This window comes from Pelagibius marinus, assembly GCF_014925385.1.
In the GTDB taxonomy this organism is placed as follows: Bacteria; Pseudomonadota; Alphaproteobacteria; order Kiloniellales; family Kiloniellaceae; genus Pelagibius; species Pelagibius marinus.
In genome coordinates this window covers 275,736-302,409 of sequence record NZ_JACSDK010000014.1, presented here as the reverse complement: position 1 = coordinate 302,409, position 26,674 = coordinate 275,736, and the positions used below count along the sequence as shown (strand labels likewise).

Here is a 26,674-nt window from a genome sequence, read left to right as displayed (position 1 = left end):
GGACGGGTCGGCGCTTGAGGAAAAACGAAACGAATTCAAGACGTTAAGAGCATGGATTTCGAGCGTTTCTTTGCACAGGAGATGGCCGGCCTCAAGGCCGAGGGCCGCTACCGCGTTTTCGCGGAGCTGGAGCGCCAGGCGGGCGATTTCCCGCATGCCAAATGCTACAACGCCCAGGGAACGGATGCGGTCACCGTGTGGTGCTCCAACGACTACCTGGGCATGGGCCAGCACCCGGGCGTGCTGGCGGCCATGCACGAGGCCATCGACACCTGCGGCGCCGGCGCCGGCGGGACCCGCAACATCTCCGGCACCAATCACTACCACGTGCTGCTGGAGCGCGAACTCGCCGCCCTGCACGGCAAGCAGGCCGCCCTGCTCTTCACCTCCGGCTACGTCTCCAACTGGGCGGCGCTGGGCACCCTGGCGGCGCGGCTGCCGAACTGTCATGTCTTCTCCGACGAGCTGAACCATGCCTCGATGATCGAGGGCATCCGCTATTCCAAGGCCAAGAAGGCGATCTTCCGGCACAACGACCCGGCCGACCTGGACCGCCTGCTGAGCGACGCCGACCCGGGCGCGGCCAAGCTGGTGGCCTTCGAGTCGGTCTATTCCATGGACGGTGACATCGCCCCCATCGCCGAGATCTGCGACGTGGCGGAAAGGCATGGCGCCATGACCTACCTGGACGAAGTCCACGCCGTCGGCCTCTACGGCCCGCACGGCGGCGGTATCGCCGAGCGCGAGGGCCTGATGGACCGCCTGACGGTGATCGAGGGCACCCTCGGCAAGGCCTTCGGCGTGATGGGCGGCTACATCGCCGCCTCGGCGGCGCTCTGCGACTTCGTGCGCTCCTTCGCCTCCGGCTTCATCTTCACCACCTCGCTGCCGCCGGCGGTGGCCGCGGGGGCGCTGGCCAGCGTCTCCCACCTGCGCCGCAGCCAGGCCGAGCGCGATGCCCACCAGGAACGCGCGGCGACCCTGAAGCGCCGCCTGACCGAGGCCGGCCTGCCGGTCATGCCCTCGGAGAGCCACATCGTGCCGATCCTGGTCGGCGATCCGGTGGCCTGCCGGGCCGTGACCGACCGCCTGATGGAGCAGTACGCCATCTACGTGCAGCCGATCAACTACCCGACGGTGCCGCGGGGCACAGAGCGCCTGCGCCTGACGCCGACGCCGCTGCACAGCGATGCCGAGATGGACCGCCTGGTAGCGGCCCTCTGCGAGATCTGGCAGGCCATGGACCTGCGCCGCGCCGCCTGACCGGTCGTTTCCGGCTCACGGATCAACCAACAATTGTTACAGCCGCCGGGCCGGCGGGGCATTGCCCCCGCGCGCGCGCCGGGCAATGCTAGGGCCTGGGATGCCGAGTCTGCGGGCGGCGGCTCCCGCGATGCCCTGTCTGGGGCGCCGAAGCTGGGGAGAGGCTGCACATGATTTACGGCAGAACAAGGGCCACCGGCGGCCTGCCCGCGGCGGCGCTGGTACTGACGCTGTTGGGCGTCATGCTGCCGGGCGGGGGCCGCGCGCAGGACGCGGCCACGCCGGCGCCCGCCGCAAGCGCCGCGGAGGAACCGGCAACGGTGGAGACCGAAGCCGGAACTGAGGCCGGCGCCACGACGGAGCCGTCCGACGAAACAGCAGGCGACACTGGCGGCGGCGCGCCCGCCGCCGGGGCCGATCCCGCAGCGGCCGAGGAACCCACCCAGCCGGCGCCGGTCGCCAAGCCCAGCCCGGCCGAACCCAGCGGGCACAGCGAAGCGAAAGGTCCCCTGACGGTAGTCTCCTGGGGCGGCGTCTATTCGAAGAGCCAGCAGGAGGCCATCTACCGCCCCTTCACCCGCGCCACCGGGATCGCGATCAGCGACAAGGTCTACGCCGGCACCCTGGACCAGATCCGCAGCCAGTTGGCCGGCGGCGAGATCGCCTGGGACGTGGTCGACGTGGACCCGGCCGATGCCGAGACGGGCTGCGACGAGGGCCTTTTCGAGAGGCTGAGCTTCGTGCTGCCGGCGGCGCCCGACGGCACCTCGGCCAGCGATGACTTCCTGCCCGGCACCATTCATCCCTGCGCCATCGGCTCGGTCGCCTGGTCCATGGTGATCGCCCGCAGCGGCAGCGAGGGCGAGGTGCTGGCCGACGACCTGCGCCCCGACAGCCTGGCGGACTTCTTCGACCTGCAGACTTTCCCGGGCGGGCGCGGCCTGCGCCGCACGCCGATGGCCAACCTGGAATGGGCGCTGCTGGCCGACGGCGTGGCGCCGGGCGAAGTCTACGACCTGCTGCGCACGGAGGCGGGGGTCGAGCGCGCCCTGGCCAAGCTCGACACCATCAAGGAGGCCATCGTCTGGTGGCAGGACGCTAACGAGCCGGCCGAGCTGCTGACCGGCGGCCAGGTGGTCATGTCCTCCACCTATAACGCGCCGATCTTCAACGATATCGCCGTGCGCCAGCGCCCCATCGAACTGATCTGGGATCACCAGCTCTGGGATATCGACCTCTGGGCGATCCTCAGCGGCGCCCCGCATCGGGAGGCGGCGCTGGAGTTCATACGCTTCGCCACCAGCACCCAGCCGCTGGCCAGCCAGACCCGCTGGCTGCCCTATGGCCCGGTGCGTCGCTCATCGGCGCCCCTGACGGGGGATTTCGTCCACGCCGAGATAGATATCGCGCCCTACCTGCCGACGACGCCGGAGAACCTGGAGACGGCCCTGCGCAGCGACGCTCTCTTCTGGCGCGAAGAGGGCCCGGCCCTGGTCGACCGCTTCAATAAGTGGCTAGCGCGGTGATATATCGGCGGTATAACCGGATTCCCGATAAAATAACGCCGTGGACGCCGGATTCCGCCCATGGCGGTCATCGGTGATTTTTGAAGGTTTCATCCCACCAAATGATCGGTTAGGCTTCGCCCCATAATACAAATTAGCCGTAGGCCACAGGCTCCCCGAATGAGCATTGTGGCAATACTAACGGTAACTTCGGGGGCGCAGGGAGAAACCGCGAGTGAATAGCGGACAAGAGGATTTTATTGTTCAGTTCGTCGGAGTTCAAAAGAGCTACGACGGCGAAACCCTGGTCGTTAAGGACCTCAATCTAAACGTTCAACGGGGCGAGTTTCTGACGATGCTCGGCCCATCCGGCTCCGGCAAGACCACGGTCTTGATGATGCTGGCCGGCTTCGAGGTCCCAACCCATGGCGAGATTCTGCTGAACGGCCAGCCCATCAACAACGTGCCGCCGCACAAACGCGGCATCGGCATGGTGTTCCAGAACTACGCCTTGTTCCCGCACATGACGATCGCGGAGAACCTGGCCTTCCCGCTTCAGGTCCGCCGCATGGGCAAGGCCGAGGCGGAAGAGAAGGTCAACCGGGCGTTGTCGATGGTACGCCTGGACGGCTTCGGCAACCGCCGTCCCGCCCAGCTTTCCGGCGGTCAGCAACAGCGCGTGGCGGTCGCCCGCGCGCTGGTCTTCGAACCTGAACTGGTGCTGATGGACGAACCGCTGGGCGCGCTGGACAAGAACCTGCGCGAAGAGATGCAGTTCGAGATCAAGCACATCCACGATAGCCTCGGCGTGTCGGTCGTCTACGTGACGCACGACCAGTCCGAGGCGCTGACCATGTCGAACCGCATCGCTGTCTTCGACGATGGGGTGATCCAGCAGCTGGCAACGCCGCCGACCCTCTACGAAGAGCCCGAGAACGCCTTCGTGGCGGCCTTCATCGGCGAAAACAACCGCCTGACCGGCCGCATCACCGGCACCAACGGAAACAGTTGCACCGTTGAGCTCGACAGCGGCGGCACGGTCGAGGCTCTGGCGGTCAACATCGCCGGCCAGGGCGAGAAAACGACGCTGTCCCTGCGGCCCGAGCGGGTGCTGATCAACCCGCCGCAGGACAAGTATCCGAACACCTTCGAGGCCAAGGTCGAGGAGCTGATCTATCTCGGCGACCACATCCGTACGCGGATCAATTTCGCCGGCAACGATCAGTTCGTCGTGAAAGTCCCCAATGCGCAGGGCCATGCCATCATCGATGAAGGCGGCTCGGTACGCGTGGGTTGGGCCATGGAGGATTGCAGGGCCTTGGACGCCTCCTGAGGCGGATTGGGGCTCTGATGGAGTCTTGCGTCGCTATCCGGCGATTCGAGGCCGGTTCGGCGCGCTAGACTCAGATCATTGCAAGAGAGCCGGCACGCCCGGCAGCAAAAACAGGGAGAACCTTTCTATGAAGAATACCTTGCGATACACGACCGTTGGCCTTGCCGGCGCCGTCACCATGGCATTTGCCTTCTCGGCTCAGGCCGTGGAGTTGGGTGTCGTCTCCTGGGGCGGTGCCTACACCGCCAGCCAGCTCAAGGCCTATCACCAGCCTTACATGAAGGCCAATTCCGACGTCACCCTGAACTCCATCGACTACAGCGGTGGTCTCGCCGAGGTGCGCGCCCAGTCTGAAGCCGGCAACGTCACCTGGGATCTGGTCGACGTGGTTGTCTCCGACGCCATCCGTGGCTGCGACGAAGGCCTGTTCATGGAAATCGATCATGACGAAATGCTCGCCAAGGCGCCCGACGGCACCCCGCCGAGCAAGGACTTCCTGGAAGGCACGCTGTCCGACTGCTTCATTCCGCAGATCATTTACTCGACGGCCTTCGCCTACCGCACCGACGCCTTCAAGGGCGAGCAGCCGAAGACCATGGCGGACGTCTTCAACCTGGAGAAGTTCCCGGGCAAGCGGACCCTGCAGCGGGCGCCGATCAACAACCTGGAATGGGCGCTGATCGCCGACGGCGTGCCGGCCAAGGACGTCTATGAAGTGCTCGACACGCCGGAAGGCGTCGACCGCGCCTTCGCCAAGCTCGACACCATCAAGGACGAGGTGATCTGGTGGACCGAGGGTGCCGTGCCGGCTCAGTTGCTGGCTGACGGCGAAGTGGTCTTCGGCACCGGCTACAACGGCCGCCTCTTCTCGGCAATCGAGGAAGAGAAGCAGCCGCTGGCCATCATCTGGGACGGCCAGGTGCTGGACATCGACGGCTGGGCCATCCCCTCGGGCGGCAAGCACAAGGACGAGGTGCTGGAATTCGTGAAGTTCGCCACGGACACGCAGCGCCTCGCCGACCAGGCCAAGTACATCTCCTACGGCCCGGCGCGTAACTCCTCGCTGCCGCTGGTCGGTAAGCACGCCGAACTCGGCATCGACATGGCTCCGCACATGCCGACCAAGTATGCCGATCAGGGCTTCCTGACCGACTTCCAGTGGTGGGCCGACAACCGCGACGAACTCAACGAGCGGTTCGAAGCCTGGCTGCAGCAGTAAGGTTGAACGAAGGGGACGGGCCCAGCCCGTCCCCTTCTTCCTTTCTGTTCCTGCCCAAGAGCAAGAGTTTCCCAAAGAACCAACGTACCTAGGAAGAGCGGACGGATCATGGCAGAAGCGACCCTGGACCAAGGCGATTTGATGCGGACAGCGGATGGTACGCCGCTGAAGATTTCCATCGCACGCGCCATGCGGCGCAACAAACTGAAGGCCTTGGCCCTGATCGCGCCGCTTTTCGTCTTTATTCTTTTCAGCTTCCTCATCCCGATCATCGACATGTCGCTGCGCAGCGTCGACAACTCGGTGATCCCCGATGTACTGCCGAACACCGTGGCCGCGCTGGCGGACTGGGACGGCGAGGGCCTGCCGCCCGAGGAAGCCTTCGCGGCGCTCGCCGCCGATATGAAGGCCGGACGTGAAAGCCGCGACATCGGCAAGGTCGCCACGCGCCTGAACTATGAACTGAGCGGCATGCGCGGCACCGTCATGGGAACCGCCCGGCGCATCGCCTCGGTCGATGAAGGCCCCTACCAGGAGGCCCTGATCAAGGCGAACAAGGACTGGAGCGATCCGGCGACCTGGAAGCTGCTGAAGCGCCTGAGCTCGCCCTACACCATGGGCTACTACCTCAATGCCGTCGACATGCGCTTCGACGTGGACGGCAACATCGAGGCACAGCCGGATTTCCGCCAGATCTACGTCGACCTCTTCCTGCGCACCTTCTGGATGAGCATCCTCATCACCGGGCTGACCATCCTGCTGGGCTATCCCATCGCCCACCTGATGGCGACCCTGCCACTGCGCTACAGCAACCTGCTGATGATCCTGGTGCTGCTGCCCTTCTGGACCTCGCTGCTGGTGCGGACCACCGCCTGGATCGTGATGCTGCAATCCGAAGGGGTGCTCAACGACCTGCTGGTCTGGGTAGGAGTATTCTCCGACGACGCCAGACCACAGCTGGTCTACAACAAGATCGGCACAATCGTCGCCATGACGCACATCCTGCTGCCTTTCATGGTATTGCCCCTCTACAGCGTGATGAAGACCATCCCGCCGAGCTACATGCGCGCGGCGCGCTCGCTGGGCGCCAACCAGTTTACCGCCTTCGTGCGGATCTACATGCCGCAGACGCTCTCCGGCATCGGCGCCGGCAGCATCCTCGTTTTCATTCTGGCCATCGGCTACTACATCACGCCGGCCCTGGTCGGCGGCACGTCGGGCACGCTGATCAGTAACCAGATCGCCTATCACATGCAGCAGTCGTTGAACTGGGGCCTCGCCGCCGCGCTGGGCGTCATTCTGCTGGCCACGGTGATCGCGCTCTATTTCCTCTATAACCGCATTGTCGGCGTCGACAAGATGAAGCTGGGGTAAGACATCATGGCACTTCCTTCCTACGCCGGCCCTGGAGAGATCGCCTGGTACTATGGCTACCGCTTCGTCTGCGGCCTGATCTTCCTGTTCCTGATCATCCCGATCCTGGTGATCATCCCGCTGTCCTTCAACTCGGTGCCCTTCTTCACCTTCACGCCGGAGATGCTGAGCTTCGATCCGGCCGGCTATTCGCTGCGCTGGTACAAGGACTTCGTGAACAATCCGCAGTGGATCCATTCCCTGCAGAACAGCTTCATCATCGCGATCTTCTCCACGATCCTCTCGACGGTGCTCGGCACCCTGGCCGCGCTGGGCTTGAGCAAGCCCTACACGCCGTACAAGGCGGCGATCATGGGCGCGCTGATCTCGCCGATGATCGTGCCGCTGATCATCTCGGCCACCGGCATGTTCTTCTTCTACACCAACGTCGGTCTGGCCCAGACGCACCTGGGCATCATCCTGGCGCACACGGCGCTGGGCACCCCCTTCGTGGTGATCACCGTCACGGCCACCCTGGTCGGCTTCGACCAAAGCCTGATCCGCGCGGCCCAGAACCTGGGCGCCGCACCGCCGACAGTATTCTTCAAGGTCATCATGCCGCTGATCCTGCCGGGCGTGATCTCCGGCGGCCTCTTCGCCTTCATCACCTCCTTCGACGAGGTCGTGGTGGTGCTCTTCCTGGCCGACTTCGATCAGCGCACCATCCCCTTGCAGATGTTCTCCGGCCTGCGTGAGCAGATCAGCCCGACCATCCTGGCGGTCGCCACCATCCTGGTGACGATCTCCATCCTGCTGCTGACGTCGGTCGAGCTGCTGCGCCGCCGCTCCGAGCGCCTGCGCGGCATGACCCCCCAGTAAAGCAGGGCGCCGTAAAGGCGAGAGCCCCCTCCCGCCGCGCACGACCGCGCCGCCCTTGCCCGGGCCTCCCAGACGGGAGCGCCCGGGCAAGCTTTTCCGCGCCCTGCTTCGCGCACAAATCGGCACTGTCTTCCCAAAGCCAACCGTCCTATAGTTGCGATTGCCTCTCATTTGCGTTTATGTGGACAATTAACCTGGCCTCACCTATAGTCCGGGCCCTGGACGTGGCGCGGGAATCGCACCACATCTCAGGTCCCGCAGGCACCAACCGGAACTGCCCGCCATGTATCGCGACAACACCCTGATCCCCAGCGAGGCCGTACGGCTGCTGGCCCTGGGTATCCTGGCCAGCAAGCCGAGGAGCTATGCCGAGCTGGCGCGCGAGGTGCGGCATTTCACCGGGCGCATCGTGGGCCCCTCGCTGGATTTGGTGGGCGCCCCCCTGGAAGTGCTGAAAGTCGAGGGGCTGGTGCAGAACGACGGCGGCGCGCCCGATCTGCCGGAAGACGATCCCGAAGCCGAGAACCAGTTGCTGACGGTCACCGAACAGGGCCGCGCCGAGCTGCTGCGCCTGCTGTCGGCCAACGTGCGCCCGCAGATCAGCGACCTCAACAAGCTGATCGTCGCCCTGAAGATGCGCTTCCTTCACCTGATGGAGCCTGCCGACCAGCGCGTCCAGGCGGAGCTGCTGCACGACATCTGCGAGCGCGAGCTGGCCCGCCTGACCGATCTGCGCCAGCACCATGACGTCGAGGCCGGCCATCTTCACGACTGGCTGGATCTGGAAATCGCCCAGTCCCGGGCACGCCTGGACTGGACCGCCAAGCTGCGCGACAGCCTGGCCTGAGCCGGGCCCGACCTCTCTCAAGACGATATCCTGGAAGCAGCCCGCGGGCGCAGAACCTCAGTAGAGGTGCTGGCCGCCGGTGACGAAGATCTCGGTCCCGGTCACGTAGCCGAAGTCCGGCGTGCAGAGCCGGAACACGGTCGCCGCCACTTCTTCCGGCCGGCCCATGCGGTGCAGCGGGATGCGGGGGATCAAGGCCTCGTACTCCTCCCCGATCATCGCCGTCTCGATCTCGCCGGGTGCCACGGCGTTGACGCGCACGTTCAGCTCGGCGAACTCCACCGCCATCTCGCGGGTCAGCGCCGAGAGCGCCGCCTTGGAGGTCGAATAGGCCGAGCCGGCGAAGGGGTGCACGCCGTGCCCGGCGATGGAAGTGATGTTGACGATGGCGCCCTGGCCCTTGCGCAGAGGCGCCGCAAAGCCCCGGCCCAGGGCCAGGGGCGCGAAGAAGTTCAGCTCGAAAACCTCGCGCCAGAGGTCCAGGCTGCCGTTGAGGCAGCCGAGGCGCTCCTTGAAGGTCGTCTTGGGCGAGACCGCGGCATTGTTGACCAGGGCGTGGACCGCGCCCTCGCCGATGATGGACTTGGCCTCGGCGACGAAATCCGTCACCGCCTTCTTGTCCGCCAGGTCGGCGGTGAGGTGGTGCGTCCAGTTGGGGTCGCGGCGGCATTCAGCCGGCACCTCGTCGCGCGAGCAGGTGATGATCTCCCAGCCTTCGTCGCTGAAGCGCTTCACCGTCGCGTGGCCGATCCCACGGCTGGCGCCGGTCAGGATCACCCTGTTGCGTTCTTCGGTCATGGCGCGATCTTACCCGGGAAGCCGCACGGCGCCAGAGATGTTTTGCGGACGCTCAGCGGACGGAAACAACGCGGAAGGTCCGCAGGACCCCGTCCTGTTCGCTGATGGAGACATATTCGCCTTCGTTGAAGACGTGGGACTCGAACTTGAAGCCGACCTCGTCATCGTCGGCATCGCCGTCGACATCGTAGTGGAAGGCCCACTTGCCGCCGCGGGTATGCCGCAGATGGCCGATCTGGTCCGCCTCGCCTTCCCAGAAGCGCGCAACGGTGAAGTCCTTGCGCGCCTTGCGCCAGCCCTCCGCGTCGATGTGGCCTTCCGCCGTCAAGGGCGCCTTCAGAATATAGCCCCGGTCCGGACTGCCGTTGGGGAAGTCATGGTCCCGGGCAAGCTCCAGCCGGATCGTTTTCACAGACATCGAACCTCCTGACACAAACCTGCCTGCCGGGCTGCCTGCCGCGGCATCAACACGAAGCCAGGCCCGGCAATCTAGGCCCGGCGATTAGCTTCGCCTATTCCCGCGCACAGCGCAAACCCCCGCCCCGCGTCGCGCGGTGGCGGGGACCGGAGCGGCTCAATGCTTCATCAGAACGGCGATCTTGGCGTTCTCCAGGATCCCTTCGGTAGCCCCGCCCAGGATGCGTTCGCGCAGGCGGCTGTGACCGTAGGCGCCCATCACCAAACAGTCGGCCCCGGCGTGGTCGGCCTGGTCGAGCAGCCCTTCGGCAATGGATTCAGAGCCCGGCGTGTAGGCCCAGGTCTTGCCCTTGACCCCGTGACCGGCCAGGTAGCGCGCCAGGGAACTGGGCTCCATCACATCCTCGTCCTCGCGCGCGGTGATGATCACCACCTCGGAGGCCTGCTTCAGCAGCGGCAGGGCGGCGGTGGTGGCGGCGGCGCCCTCGCGCGAGCCGTCCCAGGCGATGGCGACCTTGTTGCCGAAACCCGACTTCAGGTCGGCCGGCGCCACGAGGACCGGCCGGCCGCTGCCGAAGAGCGCGGCATCCATGGAAGCCGACTCGTCACCGTCGATCAACGCCGGATGCGGCATGACGACCAGGTCGACGAGCCGCCCCCGGCGCTCGATTTCTTCAGGCTGGCGCCCGGTCACCTTGTCCAGGCAGACCGCGAACTGCCCGGCCTCGACCAGCTCCTCCGGCTGGACCTCCGGCAGGCCGGCGCCGCTGCACAGGCGCTTGTAGCTGGCCTCTATCGCTTCGCTGCGCTTGGCGTTGCTGGCGTCGACGGAAGCCATGATCTGCTCCATCGCGGTGCCAGACATGCCCTCGCCCACATAGGGCATCAGGTCGCGGGGGTCGTTGGCCACGTGCAGGAAGTCGACCCGCGCGCCGAAGCGCTGGCCGAGGTCGATGGCGGCGACCATGGCCGCATCACTACCCGCGGCCCCATCGGTGACGGCGAGAATGCTGGCCCAATCCATGGCTGGCTCCTTATCTGAAATGATGAACTGCCGGGCCAGGGCGACCGTAGGCCCGGCCGCCTGCCCGCTTGATCGAAGAATGAATAGTCCGGCCCGGCATTGACCTGCGTCAACCCCCGCCGCCGCGGGGGAGCCCTGCGCGGATCAGGGGGCCTGCATGCGCGGCTGCGCGCCCGGCTCGTGGGGATCCTGGTGAACGATCACTTCGGCCCCGGGAAAAGCGGTGCGCAGCTCGTTTTCCACGTCGTCGGCGATGTCATGGGCCTTCATCAGGCTGAGCCCGGCGTCCAGTTCGATATGGCACTGGATGAAGATCTGCGGGCCCGAGGCGCGGGTGCGCAGGTCGTGGAAGCCCAGCACGCCGTCGTGGGTGATGATCACCTCACGGATGCGCTTGCGATCCTCCTCCGGCAGCTCACGGTCCATCAGCATGTCCAGGGCGCCCGCGGCGATCTGCCAGGCGTTGTAGAGGATGTAGAGCGCGATGGCGATGCCGAAGATCGGGTCGATATAGCGCCAGTCGAGTTGCGCCGCCAGGACCAGGGCCAGGATCACCGCGCCGTTGACCAACAGGTCGCCGGTGTAGTGCAGCTGATCGGCGCTGATGGCCAGCGAGCCGGTGCGCCGGATGACGTGCCGCTGCAGGGTGACGAGGCCCAGGGTCGCGACGATGGAGAAGACCATCACCGCAATGCCGACCTCGCTGTGGGTCAGCGGCTGAGGGGTGAAGAAGCGCTGGCCCGCCTCGATCAGCAGGAACACCGCCGAGCCGGTGATGAAGATCGCCTGACCCACCGCCGCCAGGGGCTCGGCCTTGCCGTGGCCGAAGCGGTGCTCGTGGTCGGCGGGCACCAGGGCATGGCGCACGGCGATAAGGTTCACCATCGAGGCGGCGGCGTCGAGCAGGGAGTCGATCAGCGTCGACAGGATGCTGATGGAGTCGGTCAAAAGGAAGGCGAAGAGCTTCACCACGATCAGCACGCAGGCCGTGGCCACCGAGGCGGTGGTGGCCAGGCGCAGCAGGCGGCCCGCCTCCTCGCCCTTCAGCCGGGGCGCGGCCTGTTGCGATCCGCTCATGACCGGACGCTCATGGATAGAGGCGCTCCGTGGTCCAGCTGTCCCCCGCGCCGCTGTCCCGGCGCGTATAGACCAGGCGGTCGTGCAGACGGAAGGCGCCGTCCTGCCAGAACTCGATCAGCCGGGGCGTCAGGCGAAAGCCGGACCAATGGGGTGGACGCGGCACCTGGGTGACGGCGTACTTGGCGGCGTAGAGGGCGACCCGCTTCTCGAGCTCGAAGCGCCCTTCCAGCGGGCGCGACTGCTGGCTGGCCCAGGCGCCGATCTGGCTCTGCTTGTGGCGGCTGGCGAAGTACTCATCGGCCTCGGCGTCGCTCACCGGGGCGACCTCGCCCTCGATGCGCACCTGGCGGCGCAGGCTCTTCCAGTGGAACAGCAGGGCCGCCTTGGGGGTCGCCAGTAGCTGCCGGCCCTTGCGGCTCTCGAAATTGGTGTAAAAAACGAAGCCGGCATCGTCATAGCCCTTCAGCAGCACCATGCGGCACGACGGCATGCCGTCGCTACCCACGGTAGACAGGGCCATGGCGTTGGCATCGTTGGGCTCCGACGTCTCGGCCTCGGCCAGCCAAGCGGCAAAAATAGCAAGGGGATCGGCGGGCCGGTCCGATCTGATCTCCATAAAAGGGCTGTTCCCTAGCGTTTGGGTTGATGTCCGCATCTATGCCACCATATAGCGGTCGCAGGGCCTAAAAAAAGCTCGAAAACCCGGAAATCGGCGGGATTCGCTGCGATCCGGACAGGCCGTGGGGATGGTTCGGCCACGCCCCCCGTAAGACACAGGTAAATCCGGCGTTTGCCTTGCGATCGCCAAATTTTTGAGCCAAGTCATTCCCCAGGGCCATCCAGCGGGGCTAAGAAGCTCACAGATTCCGCCGGCCCGTTATTTATCAAGGCCGCCCTGCGGCCCCCGCATGTGGAGAGAGGGACGTTCAATGAAACTCCGAGTCGTCATCGCCGCCGGCGCCATCGCGCTGACCGCCGCCGCCTGTGAAAACAGCAGCCTGGGCGGCACCAAACAGACCATCGGCACCCTGGGCGGCGCCGCCGCGGGTGGCCTGTTCGGCGCCCAGTTCGGCAGCGGCTCCGGCCAGCTTGCCGCCACCGCGGCCGGCGCCCTGCTCGGCGCCTTCATCGGCAGCGAGATCGGCCGCACCATGGATGAGGTCGACCGCCAGAAGGCCGAGGCCGCCTACTCCCGCGCCACCACCGCGCCGGTGGGCGAGACCATCAGCTGGAACAACCCCAACACCGGCAACAGCGGCACAATCACTCCGACCCGCGACGGCACCTCCACCACCGGGGCCTACTGCCGAGAGTTCCAGCAGACCGTCATCATCGGCGGCAAGGAAGAGAGCGCCTACGGCGTGGCCTGCCGCCAGCCGGACGGCGCCTGGGAAATCAGGTAGCCGGCAGACGCGGCCGGCCGGCCGCGGGGGCATCGAGCCCCTTTAGCGAGCGATTGGGAGGGGGTATTCTACACGGGATACCCCTTTCCCCGATTCTTGGGTCGCAATCGTAGAGCCTATGCAGGATCCCTATAAGCTGCTGAACATCGACCGGACGGCTTCGCAAGAGGACATCAAGCGCGCCTACCGCGCGCTGGCCAAGGAGCTGCACCCGGACATCAATCCGGGCAACGAGGCGGTCGAGCAGAAATTCAAGGAAATCTCCCAGGCTTACAGCATCCTGGGCGACGCGGAGAAGCGCAAGCGCTTCGACAAGGGCGAGATCGACGCCAGCGGACAGGAGACGCCTTTCAAGGGCGGCTTCTACCGCAACCACGCCGGCACCCGGCGCGGCGCGAAATACAACCCCTTCGACTTCGGCGAGGACATCAGCGCCGACGACATCTTCGCCGACCTCTTTGGCGCACGGAACCGTCGTGTCCGCCGCCCCGGCGCCAACGTCTCCTACACCGTGCCGATCACCTTCCTGGAGGCCGCCAAGGGCGCCAAGAAGCGCATCAAGCTGGCCGACGGCAAGACCCTGGACGTGCGCATCCCGCCGGGCACCGAGGACCGCCAGACCCTGCGCCTGAAGGGCCAGGGCATGCCCGGGGTCGGCGGCGGGCCGGCCGGCGACGCGCTGGTCGAGGCGCACATCCAGCCGCACCCTTTCTTCGAGCGCAAAGGCAACAACGTGCACGTGGAACTGCCGGTGACGCTGCAGGAGGCGGTGCTGGGCGCCACGGTCACCGTGCCGACGGTGCACGGCAGCGTGTCGATGAAGATTCCGCCCGGCTCCAACAGCGGCTCGACGCTGCGCCTCAAGGGCAAGGGCATCAAGGCGCGCGACAGCGACGAGATCGGCGACCAGTACGTGAAGCTGAAGGTCATGCTGCCGGAGCGCCCGGACCAGGAACTGCGCGACTTCATCGAAAACTGGAGCCGCTCGCACGACTATGATCCGCGCCGCAAGGCGGGCCTCACCTGAGTTTCATAGGTCCACCAGAAGCCCCTCTCGGCCGCGCTCGGGCAGGTTGTGGAGCAAACACTAAGAAGTGCTGTAGTGTTGCTCTGACCACTCAAGGAGGCGTGTCATGACCTACTTTCAAAACCTGGATCAGATCGCCGAGTCGCTGGACATAGAACCCTCGACAAAAGACCACCCGATCAAGCGGATATTTGTCATCGATGGTGATCACCTGACCGCAAACGTTGGGATCGTCAGGGACAGCGGCAACGCGCTTCACACGCAGAAGGAGCACGACGAGGTGCTTGTCATTATCGATGGCGGCGTGAACTTCCAAGTAGGCGAGGAGGTCAAGGAGGTGAAGCGCGGTGATCTGGTCTTTATCCCCCGCGACACGCTCCACGGTCCCATTCTGGACGAAGGACAAAGCTTTGCCGCCCTGTCGATATTCGGTCCAAAATTCGATAAATCAAAGCCGGACATTGTTTGGGACCGAGACGCCTGACCGGATACGGCCGCATCCCGGTCGATCGAAAATAGCATTGGAAAGACCGCGCCCCGGGCAAGGGGCGCCCAAGGGAAGAATGCCCCCCCGCCGAGGGGGGACGCCAGGCAGGCGGAAAGATGCAGGATCAGTGAGCGAGGGGAGCGCATGCTGGTGAAATTCGACGAAGTCCTGGTCTCGGTCGACATCGGCGCCAGCGAGCTGCACGCCTGGATCGAGCAGAACTGGGTGCTGCCGGTCGAGGAGAACGGCGATTTCTTCTTCGACGACAGCGACGTCGCCCGGGTACGGCTGATCGCCGAACTGCGCAACGACCTGGGCGTCAACGAGGACGCCATTCCGGTGGTGCTGCGCCTGCTCGATCAGGTCTACAGCCTGCGCCGCGCCCTGGCGGAACTGAACGACGCCATCCACGAACTGCCGGAGTCGGCGCAGGAACAGCTGCGCGACTACCTGAGCGATGGCGAGGACGAGGACGAGGACGAGGGCGACCACACCGCCCACTGAACCCCCTCCACGGCGGGGGCCGGTTCAGGGATTGAGCGCGGCCAGCTTGGCGCCGAAGCCCACGAAGATCACCCCGGTCACGGCTTTCAGCCAACGCTGGAAGCGGCCGCTGCGCGCCGCCTTCATCAGGCGTGCGAAGAGCAGCACCATGGCCGAGAACCAGACGAGATTCAGCAGGGCGTGGACGGTGACCAGCACGAAGGCGCCCCGCGCCGCGCCCTCGCCCAGCGGCATGAACTGCGGAAAGGCCGCCAGGTAGAACATCGAGACCTTGGGATTGAGGGCATTGGTGAGGAAGCCCTCGGCGCAAGCCCGCCCGAGATTGCGCCGGCGCTTCGCGGGCGCGACCTGCGCCACGCTCTCGACGCCGCGCCAGGCCTCCCGCAGGGCCTTGAGGCCGATCCAGCAGAGGTAGGCCGCGCCCAGGGCCTTCACCACGAAAAAAGCCTCGGCCGAGCGCACCAGAATGATGGAGATACCGAAGATCGACAGGGCGCCGTGCAGATAGAATGCGCCGACGAAGCCGGCGACGTTGGCGAAGCCCGCGGCGCGCCCGGAGGTCGGCACCGTCTTGGCGATCAGGACCCCGTTGGGGCCGGGCGACATGACCAGCAGGCTCGCCACCGCGGCGAAGGCCAGAACAGAAACCAGTTCCACGTCAAACCACTCCTCTTACCTAAGACCCATAGAAATCAGCGCTCGTCCTGGGGGGCCGGGTGCAGGCGCGCCACGCCGTCGGGCGGATCGCTGACCGTCGCCTTGTCGATCAGCATCGCCAGGCTCTTGCCCTTGACCCCGGCGCCCACCTGGCCGGCCTCGGTGACGATGGCTTCCACCCCTTCGGGCCAGCCCTCCCCCGGATCGAGGGTCAGGTCCAGGCCCCCCATGAGGTCGTCCAGGCTGGCGGCGGTGAGGTCGCGGGCCAGGAAGAAGCGGCCGCCGCTGCGGCTGATGAAACCGCTCTGCTTCAGAGAGTGGAGCACCGAGGAAAGCTGATCCAGGTCCGCCGGCAGGCCGCGGGTCAGGGCCGACTCCTTCAGCACCGTGCCGCTGCGCGCGGCATTGCGCAGCCGGTAGAGCAGCGCCAGGGCCAGGGCCAGGCGGTGACCGGAACCCCGGCTGCCCTCGCCCAGGCGGTCGACCAGGCGCCACTCCCGCGCCGCCGCGGCGATCTCCGCTCCGAACAGCACCACCGCCCAGGAGAGATACATCCAGATCAGGAAGATCGGCACCGCGGCCAGCGCCCCATAGATCGCCTCGTAGGAGGGAAACTGCCCGAGGTAGAAGGCGAAGCCGGACTTGAGGCCCTCGAAGAGCACCGCCGCGACGACGCCGCCGGCCAGGGCATGGGCAAAGGCGACGCTGCGCGCCGGCACCACCATATACAGCAGCGTGAAACCGCCGGCGGTCAGCGCGTAGGGCAGCAGGCGGGTCAGGCCGAAGGCGCGCTCGCCGTGCTCCATGACCGCCGTGGCGAAGCCGTAGCTGGACAGCGACAGCGAGGCGCCGAGCAGGATCGGGCCGACGGTCAGCACCATCCAGTAGGCCATGATCCGGATCATCAGCGGCCGCGGCTCGGTCACCCGCCAGATGGCGTTGAAGGCGCCGTTGACCGCCGAGAGCAGCAGGATCGCCGTGATCATCAGCGCCGCCATGCCGATCCCGGTCATGGAGCGGGCATTCTCCACGAAGGTGGCGAGCTGGTCGCTGACCTCCACCCCGGCGTTGGGGACCAGGTTCTCGTACAGGAAGAGCTGGGCATCGACGCGCAGCTGCTCGAAGGCCGGAAAGGCGGAGAGCAGGCTGAAACAGATGGCCAGGATGGGGACGATGGCCAGCAGCGAGGCATAGCTGAGCTGGGTGGCCCGGCGCAGACATTGGTCGCTCAGAAAGCGACGGCCGCAATAGGCCGCGAAGCGGATCAGATTCCGCGAAAATCCTGACAAATCGGGATTCTTCATGGCGTTTTCCCGGCTCCGGCCACACTCCCCCGAAAGATCGCCATTCTACAGCAAGAATCGGCGGAAATGTGGGAATATTCGGAGGCCCCAGCGTTGACCCCTGAGACCTTTGGTGTAGGATGCCGCACGATTTGCAACGCCTTTGAAATCTGACTTACATCGAGGGAATGGAATGACCGAGCCCCAACCGTTAATGGCCGGCAAGCGTGGCCTTGTGATGGGTGTCGCCAATGACCGGTCCATTGCTTGGGGTATCGCCAAGGCCGTACACGAACAGGGGGCCGAGCTGGCCTTCACCTACCAGGGCGAGGCCCTGGAGAAGCGTGTGCGCCCGCTGGCCGAATCGGTGGGCTCCGACCAGGTCATCGCCTGCGACGTCACCGACGACGCCTCCATCGACGCGGTCTTCACCCAGATTGAGAAGTCCTGGGGCCAGCTCGACTTCCTGGTCCACGCCATCGCCTATGCGGACAAGGAGGAGCTCAAAGGCAAGTACCTCGCAACCAGCCGCGACAACTTCCTGCGCTCGCTCGACATCTCCTGCTATTCGTTGACCGCGATCAGCCAGCGGGCGGTACCGCTGATGAAGGACGGCGGCAGCATCCTGACGCTGACCTACTACGGCGCCGAGCGGGTCATGCCGCACTACAACGTCATGGGCGTCGCCAAGGCGGCGCTGGAGGCAAGCGTGCGCTACCTGGCCGCGGACCTGGGCGACCAGCGCATCCGCGTGAACGCCATCTCCGCCGGACCGATTAAGACCCTGGCGGCCTCCGGCATCGGCGACTTCCGCCATATCCTGAAGTGGAACGAGCTGAACTCGCCGCTGCGCCAGAACGTCAGCATCGATCAGGTCGGCGGCGCCGGACTCTACCTGCTCTCCAACCTCTCGACCGGCGTCACCGGCGAGGTGCACCATGTCGATTCCGGCTACCACGTGGTCGGCATGATGTCCGTCGACGCGGCGCCTCAGCTGGCCGAGCTGCTGAAGAATTTCACGCCTCAATCCTGAGGCCCTCCACCTACTGCGCGAGGGCGACCCGGCGATGGCAGGCAACAGTTTCGGAGAGATGTTTCGCTTCACCACCTGGGGTGAAAGCCACGGCCCCGCCATCGGCTGCGTGGTCGACGGCGTGCCGGCGCGCATCCCGCTGGCGGCCGAAGAACTGCAGCACTGGCTGGACAAGCGCAAGCCCGGCCAGTCGCGCTTCACCACGCAGCGGCGCGAAGCGGACGAGGTGAAGATCCTCTCCGGCGTCTTCGAGGGGCAGACCACGGGTACGCCGCTGTCGCTGGTCATCGAGAACCAGGACCAGCGATCCAAGGACTACGGCGACATCGCAGACAAGTTCCGCCCGGGTCACGCCGACTATACCTACTGGAAGAAATACGGCATCCGCGACTACCGCGGCGGCGGACGCTCCTCGGCGCGCGAGACCGCCATGCGGGTCGCCGCCGGCGGCATCGCCCGCAAGGTGCTGGACCACATCCTGCCGCAGCCGGTCTCCATTCGCGGCGCCCTGGTGCAGATGGGCCCGCACCGGATCGAGCGCGACAACTGGGACTGGGACCAGGTCGAGCAGAACCCCTTCTGGTGCCCCGACGCCACGGCGGCCCAGGACTGGGAAGCTTTCCTCGACGACATCCGCAAGGCGGGCTCCTCCACCGGCGCGGTGATCGAGGTGGTGGCCTCGGGCGTGCCCGCGGGCCTGGGCGAACCGGTCTACGACAAGCTGGACGCCGACCTGGCCAAGGCGATGATGTCGATCAACGCGGTCAAGGCGGTGGAGATCGGCGCCGGCCTGGAAGCGGCGGCGCTGAGCGGCGAGGAGAATGCCGACGAGATGCGCCTGGAGGGCAACCGCGTGGTCTTCACCTCCAACAAGGCCGGCGGCATCCTGGGCGGTATCTCCAGCGGCCAGGACGTGGTGGTGCGCTTCGCGGTGAAGCCGACCTCCTCCATCCTGACGCCGCGTAAGACCGTGGACCGCCACGGCAAGGAGACCGAGATCGTCACCAAGGGCCGCCATGATCCCTGTGTCGGCATCCGCGCGGTGCCGGTCGGCGAGGCCATGATGGCCATCGTGCTGGCCGACCACCTGCTGCGCCAGCGCGCCCTGGCCGGGAAGGTCGAGGACTAGACGCGATGGCCGGAAAGCTGATCAACCTCTACAGCGATACCCAGACCCAGCCCTCCAAGGCCATGCGCCTGGCCATGGCCGAGGCCGAGGTCGGCGACGAGCAGCGCGGCGAGGACCCCAGCGTCAACCGGCTCTGCGAGATGACCGCCGAGCTGCTGGGCAAGGAGGCGGCGGTCTTCCTGCCCTCGGGCACCATGTGCAACCAGCTTTCCATCCACATCCACTGCCGCCCGGGCGAGGAAATCATCGCTCACCGCTCGGCCCACATCCTGAACTTCGAGGGCGGCGGCACCGCCGCCTTCTCCGGCGCCCAGGTGCAGGGCCTGGACGGCCCCGGCGGACGTTTCAGCGTCGAGGCGGCGCGCGCGGCGCTGCGTCCCAAGGACCGCTACAATCCGCAGACCCGCATGATCGCGGTGGAGCAGACCGCCAACATGGGCGGCGGCGCCATCTGGCCGCTGTCGGACATCGAGGCGCTGGGCGCCCTGGCGCAGCAGCAGGGCCTCGCCTACCACATGGACGGCGCGCGCCTGCTGAACGCCGTGGTCGCCGCCGGGGTTTCCGCCCGCGACTTCGCCGCGCCCTTCGACAGCGTCTGGATCGACCTCTCCAAGGGCCTCGGCTGCCCGGTCGGCGCCGTGCTGGCCGGCTCGAGCGAGTTCATCGAGGAGGCCTGGCGCCTGAAGCAGCGCACCGGCGGGGCCATGCGCCAGGCCGGCATCATCGCCGCCGCGGGCGTCTATGCCCTGGAACACAACATCGAGCGCCTGGCCGAGGACCACGACAACGCGAAGCTCTTCGCCGAGTCCTTGCGCAACCTGCCGGGCATCTGGGTCGACGTCGACGCGGTGGAGACCAACATCGTCTTCTTCGACATCGCCGGCACCGGCCTCTCCGCCGAGACCTTCTGCGCCGCGGTGAAGGAAAAGGGCGTCGACCTGGGCGGCGCCGGCGCGCGCATCCGCGCCGTCACCCACCTGGACGTCTCCCGCGACGACGTCGAGGCCGCCATCACCGCCATCCGCGAAGTCCTGGCCGACGCGAAGGCGTAAATGCCTTCACCCCCCTCCCTAACCCTCCCCCATTGATGGGGAGGGACCTGTACGGCGAAGCCGCGCGGTCTCTTCTTCCATTCCCCTTTGTGGGGAAGGCTTGGATGGGGAGTGTCGCGCAGAGATCGCGATGCGGAGACTACCGCTTGAAGACCGCGACCAGTTCCAGGTGGCCCGACCAGGGAAACTGGTCGATGGGCGTTGCCTCGGTGAGGCGGTAACCGCCGTCCACCAGGGTACGGGCGTCGCGCGCGAAGGTCGTGGGGTTGCAGGACACGGCGATGACGACAGGCACGTCGCTGGCGGCGATCTCCGCGGCCTGCTCGCGGGCGCCGTTGCGCGGCGGATCGAAGACCACCACGTCACCGCCGGAGAGTTCGTCGGCCAGCACCGGGAAGCGCGCCAGGTCGCGCAGCTCCGCCTGCACCCGCAGCGTCCCCGTGGCGCGGCGCGCCGCGGCGTCCAAGGTCGTCAGCGAGTCCTCCGCCCCCTCCGCCGCGTAGACCTGCAGGCGTTCGGCCAGCGGAAAAGTGAAGGTCCCGCAGCCGGCGAAGAGGTCGGCGGCGGTCTCCGCCCCCTCCGGCACCGCGGCCATGACCAGTTCCACCAGCAGGGCCTCGCCCTCCGCGGTGGGCTGCACGAAGCCGCCGGCCGGCGGCCGCACCGGCACCGTGCCGAAAGTGAGGATCGGGTCGCGGCGCACCGCCAGGGGCTCCGGCGCCTCGCGGCCGTCGGTCCAGGACAGCCGCGCCAGGTCGCTGGCCTCGGCGAAGGCGGCCAGGGCCTCGCGGTCCGGCAGAGTCAGTTCATGGCGCGAATCGAGCAAGACATCGACACCGGTCTCGCAGAGCGTCGCCGTCACCCTGGCCCCTTCCTGAACCGCCAGGACGCGGTCCAGCAGGTCGCGCAGCGGCGCCAGCAGCGCCTGCAGCTCCGGCACCACCAGCAGGCAGGCGTCGACGTCGGTCAGCTGGTGCGACTGGCGCTCGTAGTAACCGATCAGCGGGCCGCGCGCCGTCTTCAGCGCGCTCCAGGTGATGCGCCGGCGTCGTCCCGGCGGCACCCGGCGCAGCGGATGCAGCGTCTCAGGCGCCAGGTCGCGGCGCTCCAGCGCCAGGCGCAGCAGATCTTCTTTCCAGTCGATATAGGCGGACTCGGCCAGATGCTGCAGGGCGCAGCCGCCGCAGGGACCGAAGAAGGGACAGGGCGGCTGGATCCGGTTGGGGCCCTCTTCCAGCAACTCGATGACTTCGCCCTTGAAGCCGCCGCCGCGCTGCCCGGTGACCCGCGCCAGCACCCGGTCGCCCGGCACCGTCTGGGCCAGGAACAGCGGCCGCCCGTCGCAGCTCGACAGGCCGTCGCCCTTGGCGCCCAAGGCCTCCACCGTCACTTCAAGCTGGCGGCCGCCGCCACGCCGCGCCTTACGCCGCATGGTCCGGCCCCTGAATTATCCCGAAACGCATCTTCGCCTGTCTTCACGTCGCGCCACCGCGAAAGGCGGACTTTGCGGTATCGCCCGCTCAAGCACAAGCCGTCAGACAGTCGCGCGGCGGCCCTGCGCATTTACCCCCTCCGGGCGACCTCGGCACGAAAATTTAACTGGCCAGGAAAGGCTCGGGACGCTGAGATAGGGCCATGACCCGCATCATCATGTTTCTGCTGAAGTGCCTGCTCGGCCTCTTCGCGACGGTCGGCTTCCTGCTCATCGCCGGGATCGTCGTCACGGCGGTCTTTCTACCCCGCTTCGAGGGCCTGGAACCGGCCGCCGGCGAGGTGCCGAAGGAGACCGTCCTGCTGCTGGACCTCTCCCGCGGCTTGATCGAGCAGCGCCCCGTCAATCCCCTCGCCCGCGTCTCCCTGGGCCATGCCCTGGTGCTGCGCGAGGCGGTGGAGGCGCTGGAGGCCGCCGGGCGCGACGACCGGGTGAAGGCCCTGGTGATCCGCGCCGGCTGGGGCGCGCCGGGCCTGGCGCAGATTCAGGAACTGCGCGACGCCGTCGTCGACTTCCGCGCCCAGGGCAAGCCGGTCACCGCCTTCGCCGAGACCTTCGGCGAGGCCGGCAACGGCACCCTGCACTACTTCCTGGCCAGCGCGGCCGGCGAAATCTGGGTGCAGCCTTCCGGCGACCTGGGCATCACCGGCTTCGCCCTGCAGCAGCCCTTCCTCAAGCCGCTGCTGGAGGAGATCGGCGTGCGCGCGCAGGTCGCCCAGCGCGAGGAATACAAGGGCGCCATGAACTTCCTGACGGAAGACTACATGCCCGAACCGCAGCGCCGGAACCTGCAGCGCTATCTCAACTCCGCCCTGGAGCAGATCGTCACCGCCGTGGCCGAGGCCCGCAACCTGGAGGCCGGCGCCCTGCGCGCCCTGATCGACCGCGCGCCCTACCGGGGGGCCGAGGCGCAGCGCCTCGGCCTCGTCGACCGCCTGGGCTACTGGGACGAGGTCGAGGCCCTGGTCCTGGAGGCCGCCGGCCCCGGCGCCGAGTGGCTGTCGCTGCAGGCCTACCGCCGCGCCGCGCCCGAGAGCGGGTCCGACGCCCCCGTCGTCGCCCTGGTGCACGGCGAAGGCCCCATTGTGCTGGCCGGCGGCGAGAACGATCCGATCTTCGGCAAGGTGACGCTGGGCGCCGTCGACATCGCCGAGGCCCTCTCCGACGCCATCGACGATCCGGAGGTCACGGCCATCCTGTTCCGCGTCGACAGCCCCGGCGGCTCCTATGTCGCCTCGGACACCATCTGGCGCGAGGTCCAGCGCGCCCGCGACCTGGGCAAGCCGGTGGTCGTCTCCATGGGCAACGTCGCGGCCTCCGGCGGCTACTTCGTTGCCGCCCCGGCCGCCGTCATTGTCGCGCAGCCCGGCACCCTGACCGGCTCCATCGGCGTGGTCAGCGGCAAGGTTTCGCTGCGCGAGCTCTGGGCCAATCTGGGCGTGAACTGGGACGGGGTGCAGGCCGGGCGCCGCGCCGCCATGTTCAGCCCCAACGCGCCCTTCAGCCGCGAGGAATGGGACTGGCTGCAACAGACCCTCGACACCACCTATGCCGACTTCACCGGCAAGGTGGCCGCCGGACGCGGTCTTACCCAGGAGGCGGTGCTGGCGGTGGCCAAGGGACAGATCTGGTCGGGGGCCGACGCCAAGGAGGCGGGGCTGGTCGACGCCCTGGGCGGCTACCGCAAGGCCCTCTCCCTGGCCAAGGAGGCCGCCGGCATCGCCGAGGAGACGGCAGTGCGACTGCGCCCCTTCCCGGAGCCGCGCGATCCCTTCGCCGCCTTGCTGGAAGACGCCCTGGGCGGCGGGGTCGAAAGCCCGGCGGCCCTGTCGATGATCCGCAGCTTCGCGCGCCTGGCTCAGGCCCTGTCGCCCCTGGTCGAGGCGGCGGAGCTGTTGGACGGCGACCCGCGCAGCCATAACTTGCAGGCGCCCGCAGCTCTTCTCGCCGACTGAGATTCGCCGCGGAAAACACCCAAAAAGCAACATGATTCATGGGTAAGCGTGGGTTTTCCCCCTGATTCCACCTTGTGGCTCCCACCGGGCCCTCGCTATGCTCGGCTTCGAGGCACGAATGGGAGATCGTGTGGGTACACCAGCCATCGAGGCGCGAAGCCTGTCGAAGGTCTTCGGCGCCGGTGCGGATGCAGTTCGCGCGCTTGACGATGTTTCGCTGACGATCCGTCAGAACGAGTTCTTCACCCTGCTCGGCCCTTCGGGCTGCGGCAAGACCACCTTGTTGCGGCTCATCGGCGGCTTTGAGCAGCCGAGCCAGGGCGACGTTTTCCTGGAGGGCCAGCAACTTACCGGTCTGCCGCCATTCAAGCGCCCGATCAACACGGTGTTCCAGAGCTACGCGCTGTTCCCGCACCTGACGGTAGGGCAGAACATCGCCTTCGGCCTGGAGATGCTGGGCCGCCCCAAGGAGAAGCGCACGGCGCGCGTCGAACAGATGCTCGCCCTGGTGAAGCTGCAGGGCTACGCCAACCGTAAGCCGGCGCAGCTCTCCGGCGGCCAGCAGCAGCGCGTCGCCCTGGCCCGGGCGCTGGCCAGCCAGCCCAAGGTACTGCTGCTCGACGAGCCGCTTTCGGCGCTGGACCTGAAGCTGCGCAAGGAAATGCAGATCGAGTTGAAGCGCCTGCAGACGGAGACCGGCATCACCTTCGTCTTCGTCACCCACGACCAGGAAGAGGCCTTGACCATGTCCGACCGCATCGCGGTGATGGACAGCGGCAAGATCCTGCAGATCGGCTCGCCCACCGAGATCTACGAGCATCCGCAGCGCCGCTTCGTCGCCGACTTCATCGGCGAGACCAACTTCCTTGAGGGCCGCATCACGGAGGCCAACGGCGCGGCCGTGGCGCAGCTGGCCTGCGGCCACAACCTGACCCTCAACGGGCCCGGACAGAAGGGGTCCGGCGGCGGCCAGCGGGTGACCTTGGCGGTGCGCCCGGAGCGCGCCGAGATCGTGCCGCCGCAAGGCGAGGGCCTGCCCGCCACGGTCGGAGCCGTGGTCTACATGGGCACCGACACCACCTATCACCTGACGCTGGCAGACGGCACGCCCTTCACCGTGCGCAGCCAGAACCACGAGGGCGCGCGCCTGGACCTCGCCAGCGGCGCGGCGGTGAAGATCCGTATCGCCCCCGCCGCCATCCAGCGTCTGGCGGACTGACCGCCATGACCGGCTCCGCAACCAGCAAACGCTTCCTGCAGATCGCCCCGGCGCTGGCGATCATCGGCTTCTTCATGCTGGCGCCGCTGGGCCTCATGGCCTACGTCTCGATCCTGGAGAAGGGCCTGAACGGCGGCGTCGTCTGGGACCTGCACACGTCCGAAGCCTACGTGAACTTCATCTTCGAACGCGACCTCGACGACAGCCTGATCCTCAACACCGACTACCTGCAGATCTTCGCGCGCTCCTTCGGGCTGTCGCTGCTGACCGCCGCCCTGGCGCTGGCCATCGGCTTTCCCACCGCGCTCTACATGTCGATGCAGCCGGAGGGGCGGCGCAACCTGCTGATCTTCCTGGTCACCATCCCCTTCTGGACCAACCTGCTGGTGCGCAACTACGCCTGGATCCTGCTGCTGCGCAACGGCGGGCTGGTGGAGAACCTGCTGCACTGGCTGGGCATCGCCGCCGACCAGCCCCTGGGGCTGCTTTACACGCCCTACGCCGTCTCCATCGGCCTGACCTACAGCTACCTGCCCTTCATGGTGCTGCCGATCTACGCCAGCCTGGAAAAGCTCGACTCGCGCCTCATCGAGGCCGCCTTCGACCTGGGCGCCGACCGCCGCCGCGCCCTGCTGCGCGTCATCCTGCCGCTGGCCGCGCCGGGCATCGCCGCCGGCTGCGTGCTGGTCTTCGTGCCGGCGCTGGGTGCCTACGTGACGCCGGAGCTGCTGGGCGGCGGCAAGTCGATGATGATCGGCAACCTGATCCAGAGCCAGTTCGGCGCGGCGCGCAACTGGCCCTTCGGGGCGGCGCTGGCCTTCGCGCTGCTGACCATCGTGCTGCTGGCGATGATGGTTTACCTGATCCGATTCCGCCGCGCCCCGGCGGGAGGTCACTGATGCGCGTCGACGTCACCAACCCGCTGTGGCGCTTCCGCGGCATCCGCGCGACGACCTGGGTGTTCTTCGCCTATCTCTACCTGCCGATCCTCGTGCTCATCGCTTTGAGCTTCAACGAGAACCGCCTGGCGACGATCTGGAGCGGCTTCTCGACCCAGTGGTACGGCGTCGTCCTGGACAACGACGACATCGTCCGCGCCGCCGGCAACTCGCTGATCGTCGCCTCGGTGTCGACACTGGCCGCCACCCTGGCCGCGACCCTGGCGGCGCTGGGCATGGCCAAGGGCCGCTTCCGCGGCGCCGACGGCATCTCCGGGCTCATCGCCCTGCCGCTGGTGGTGCCGGAGATCGTGACCGCCGTGGCCACCTTGCTGTTCTTCATCCTGATCGGCTTCAAGCTGGGGCTGCTGACGGTGATCGTCGCCCATACCGTGTTCTGCATTCCCTTCGCCTACCTGCCGATCCGCGCCCGCCTGGAGGGCATGGACAAGGCCCTGGGCGAAGCCGCCGCCGATCTCTACGCCAACGACTGGCAGGCCTTCCAGCGCGTGACCCTGCCGCTGCTCTGGCCCGGCATCCTCTCGGGCGGCATGCTGGCTTTCATCATCTCGCTGGACGACTTCGTCATCACCTACTTCGTCGCCGGCGCCGGTGCGACCACGCTGCCGGTCTATATTTTCGGCATGATCCGCATCGGCATCACCCCGGAGGTCAACGCGATCTCCTCGCTGATGCTGATCGTCTCTATCCTCTTCGTCACCCTGTCCTTCCTGATCGGCAGGATGCGACGGTAGCCGCGGCAACGCGGCGCCGCGT

General features: G+C 67.0%; 26 protein-coding genes. 18 read left to right on the top strand and 8 right to left on the bottom strand.

Annotated features, from left to right (window positions below):
- The first annotated feature begins 51 nt into the window (after positions 1-51).
- The 7 genes from hemA (at position 52) to H7X47_RS17405 (ending at position 8,399) form a co-directional block, all read left to right on the top strand.
- On the top strand, positions 52-1,263 hold the full coding sequence (gene hemA, locus H7X47_RS17435) for a 5-aminolevulinate synthase (protein WP_193369987.1): 1,212 nt from the start codon (positions 52-54) through the stop codon (positions 1,261-1,263).
- Between the two features lie 170 nt (positions 1,264-1,433).
- Complete coding sequence (locus H7X47_RS17430; RefSeq protein WP_193369986.1) at positions 1,434-2,789, top strand: extracellular solute-binding protein; 1,356 nt, start codon at positions 1,434-1,436, stop codon at positions 2,787-2,789.
- A gap of 214 nt (positions 2,790-3,003) precedes the next feature.
- A complete protein-coding gene (locus tag H7X47_RS17425) occupies positions 3,004-4,101 on the top strand; it encodes an ABC transporter ATP-binding protein (protein WP_193369985.1) in 1,098 nt (365 codons plus the stop codon).
- A 127-nt stretch (positions 4,102-4,228) separates the two neighbouring features.
- Entirely contained in the window at positions 4,229-5,320 is a 1,092-nt protein-coding gene (locus tag H7X47_RS17420) for an ABC transporter substrate-binding protein (protein WP_193369984.1), read from the top strand.
- A gap of 108 nt (positions 5,321-5,428) precedes the next feature.
- Positions 5,429-6,694, top strand: a complete 1,266-nt coding sequence (locus H7X47_RS17415) for an ABC transporter permease (RefSeq protein ID WP_227010562.1) — start codon at positions 5,429-5,431, stop codon at positions 6,692-6,694.
- A gap of 6 nt (positions 6,695-6,700) precedes the next feature.
- The gene (locus tag H7X47_RS17410) at positions 6,701-7,552 is read left to right on the top strand and encodes an ABC transporter permease (protein ID WP_193369983.1); all 852 of its coding nucleotides are present in this window, start codon (positions 6,701-6,703) and stop codon (positions 7,550-7,552) included.
- 283 nt (positions 7,553-7,835) lie between these two features.
- On the top strand, positions 7,836-8,399 hold the full coding sequence (locus H7X47_RS17405) for a hypothetical protein (RefSeq protein WP_193369982.1): 564 nt from the start codon (positions 7,836-7,838) through the stop codon (positions 8,397-8,399).
- A 57-nt stretch (positions 8,400-8,456) separates the two neighbouring features.
- On the opposite strand, the gene H7X47_RS17400 is transcribed toward H7X47_RS17405, so the two are convergent.
- The 5 genes from H7X47_RS17400 to pdxH all read right to left on the bottom strand — a co-directional run bounded on the left by H7X47_RS17400 (position 8,457) and on the right by pdxH (position 12,328).
- The gene (locus H7X47_RS17400; RefSeq protein WP_193369981.1) at positions 8,457-9,197 is read right to left on the bottom strand and encodes an SDR family NAD(P)-dependent oxidoreductase; all 741 of its coding nucleotides are present in this window, start codon (positions 9,195-9,197) and stop codon (positions 8,457-8,459) included.
- A 52-nt stretch (positions 9,198-9,249) separates the two neighbouring features.
- Positions 9,250-9,615 (bottom strand): hypothetical protein, encoded by a 366-nt coding sequence (locus H7X47_RS17395; protein ID WP_193369980.1) that lies wholly within the window; start codon positions 9,613-9,615, stop codon positions 9,250-9,252.
- A 156-nt stretch (positions 9,616-9,771) separates the two neighbouring features.
- On the bottom strand, positions 9,772-10,638 hold the full coding sequence (locus tag H7X47_RS17390; protein ID WP_193369979.1) for a universal stress protein: 867 nt from the start codon (positions 10,636-10,638) through the stop codon (positions 9,772-9,774).
- Between the two features lie 144 nt (positions 10,639-10,782).
- A complete protein-coding gene (locus H7X47_RS17385) occupies positions 10,783-11,715 on the bottom strand; it encodes a cation diffusion facilitator family transporter (RefSeq protein WP_193369978.1) in 933 nt (310 codons plus the stop codon).
- 10 nt (positions 11,716-11,725) lie between these two features.
- Entirely contained in the window at positions 11,726-12,328 is a 603-nt protein-coding gene (pdxH, locus tag H7X47_RS17380) for a pyridoxamine 5'-phosphate oxidase (protein ID WP_437126583.1), read from the bottom strand.
- A gap of 319 nt (positions 12,329-12,647) precedes the next feature.
- On the opposite strand from pdxH, the gene H7X47_RS17375 reads away from it, so the two are divergent.
- From H7X47_RS17375 to H7X47_RS17360, 4 genes are all read left to right on the top strand, one after another.
- A complete protein-coding gene (locus H7X47_RS17375; RefSeq protein ID WP_193369976.1) occupies positions 12,648-13,121 on the top strand; it encodes an RT0821/Lpp0805 family surface protein in 474 nt (157 codons plus the stop codon).
- A 118-nt stretch (positions 13,122-13,239) separates the two neighbouring features.
- Positions 13,240-14,148, top strand: coding sequence for a DnaJ C-terminal domain-containing protein (locus H7X47_RS17370; RefSeq protein ID WP_193369975.1), 909 nt, complete (start codon positions 13,240-13,242; stop codon positions 14,146-14,148).
- A gap of 106 nt (positions 14,149-14,254) precedes the next feature.
- Positions 14,255-14,632 (top strand): cupin domain-containing protein, encoded by a 378-nt coding sequence (locus tag H7X47_RS17365; RefSeq protein WP_193369974.1) that lies wholly within the window; start codon positions 14,255-14,257, stop codon positions 14,630-14,632.
- 153 nt (positions 14,633-14,785) lie between these two features.
- Positions 14,786-15,139, top strand: a complete 354-nt coding sequence (locus H7X47_RS17360; protein WP_193369973.1) for a chaperone modulator CbpM — start codon at positions 14,786-14,788, stop codon at positions 15,137-15,139.
- A 24-nt stretch (positions 15,140-15,163) separates the two neighbouring features.
- Here the strand turns inward: H7X47_RS17360 and H7X47_RS17355 are convergent, their stop codons facing one another.
- A complete protein-coding gene (locus tag H7X47_RS17355) occupies positions 15,164-15,796 on the bottom strand; it encodes a LysE family translocator (protein ID WP_193369972.1) in 633 nt (210 codons plus the stop codon).
- Between the two features lie 35 nt (positions 15,797-15,831).
- Positions 15,832-17,100, bottom strand: coding sequence for a YihY family inner membrane protein (locus H7X47_RS17350; protein WP_193369971.1), 1,269 nt, complete (start codon positions 17,098-17,100; stop codon positions 15,832-15,834).
- Between the two features lie 172 nt (positions 17,101-17,272).
- Here H7X47_RS17350 and fabI point away from each other — a divergent pair, with 172 nt between their 5' ends.
- The 3 genes from fabI to H7X47_RS17335 are packed head-to-tail and all read left to right on the top strand — an operon-like array spanning position 17,273 to position 20,293.
- A complete protein-coding gene (gene fabI / locus H7X47_RS17345; RefSeq protein WP_193369970.1) occupies positions 17,273-18,112 on the top strand; it encodes an enoyl-ACP reductase FabI in 840 nt (279 codons plus the stop codon).
- A 34-nt stretch (positions 18,113-18,146) separates the two neighbouring features.
- Positions 18,147-19,241, top strand: a complete 1,095-nt coding sequence (gene aroC, locus H7X47_RS17340; RefSeq protein WP_193369969.1) for a chorismate synthase — start codon at positions 18,147-18,149, stop codon at positions 19,239-19,241.
- 5 nt (positions 19,242-19,246) lie between these two features.
- Positions 19,247-20,293, top strand: coding sequence for a threonine aldolase family protein (locus H7X47_RS17335; protein ID WP_193369968.1), 1,047 nt, complete (start codon positions 19,247-19,249; stop codon positions 20,291-20,293).
- A 139-nt stretch (positions 20,294-20,432) separates the two neighbouring features.
- Here H7X47_RS17335 and H7X47_RS17330 read toward each other — a convergent pair whose 3' ends face one another.
- Complete coding sequence (locus H7X47_RS17330; protein ID WP_193369967.1) at positions 20,433-21,725, bottom strand: class I SAM-dependent RNA methyltransferase; 1,293 nt, start codon at positions 21,723-21,725, stop codon at positions 20,433-20,435.
- 203 nt (positions 21,726-21,928) lie between these two features.
- On the opposite strand from H7X47_RS17330, the gene sppA reads away from it, so the two are divergent.
- From sppA to H7X47_RS17310, 4 genes are all read left to right on the top strand, one after another.
- Positions 21,929-23,740: a signal peptide peptidase SppA gene (gene sppA, locus H7X47_RS17325; RefSeq protein WP_193369966.1), complete on the top strand. Its 1,812-nt coding sequence runs from the start codon at positions 21,929-21,931 to the stop codon at positions 23,738-23,740.
- Between the two features lie 130 nt (positions 23,741-23,870).
- Complete coding sequence (locus H7X47_RS17320) at positions 23,871-24,959, top strand: ABC transporter ATP-binding protein (RefSeq protein WP_322096508.1); 1,089 nt, start codon at positions 23,871-23,873, stop codon at positions 24,957-24,959.
- 5 nt (positions 24,960-24,964) lie between these two features.
- Positions 24,965-25,858 (top strand): ABC transporter permease, encoded by an 894-nt coding sequence (locus H7X47_RS17315; protein ID WP_193369964.1) that lies wholly within the window; start codon positions 24,965-24,967, stop codon positions 25,856-25,858.
- Positions 25,858-26,652: an ABC transporter permease gene (locus H7X47_RS17310; protein WP_193369963.1), complete on the top strand. Its 795-nt coding sequence runs from the start codon at positions 25,858-25,860 to the stop codon at positions 26,650-26,652. Before H7X47_RS17315 ends, H7X47_RS17310 begins: the two co-directional genes overlap by 1 nt.
- Positions 26,653-26,674 lie beyond the last annotated feature (22 nt).